Below are 404 nucleotides of genomic sequence, written 5' to 3'. Positions count from 1 at the left end.
CACCGGCACGATCGTCGCCGCCGCCACGACGATGGCCGGCGAGGCGCAGGACCTGTCGCACCGCACGGAAAGCCAGGCGCAGGCGCTGGAAGAGACGGCGTCGTCGATGGAAGAACTGACGCAGGCGGTCGGCCAGAACGCGACGAGCGCCGAGGAAGCCAACCGCATGGCCGGCGACGCCGCGCGCGTGGCGCGGCAGGGCGGCGCGATGGTCGGGCAACTGGTCGACACGATGGGCGCGATCAATGCATCGTCCGCGCGCATCGTCGACATCATCGCCGTCATCGACGGCATCGCCTTCCAGACCAATATCCTGGCCCTGAACGCCGCGGTGGAAGCTGCGCGCGCCGGCGAGCAGGGGCGCGGCTTTGCCGTCGTCGCCGCCGAGGTGCGTGCCCTCGCCC

At 71.8% G+C, this 404-nt stretch carries 1 protein-coding gene; it reads left to right on the top strand.

Going from position 1 to position 404, the window contains the following annotated elements; translation table 11 throughout:
• On the top strand, positions 1–404 hold a 404-nt coding region (locus tag ACEN88_RS34440), incomplete at both ends, for a methyl-accepting chemotaxis protein (protein ID WP_413346896.1).

The sequence above is a fragment of the Massilia sp. CT11-108 genome, assembly GCF_047302915.1.
Classification (GTDB): domain Bacteria; phylum Pseudomonadota; class Gammaproteobacteria; order Burkholderiales; family Burkholderiaceae_D; genus Telluria; species Telluria orientalis.
This window is presented reverse-complemented; position numbering and strand designations above follow the sequence as displayed.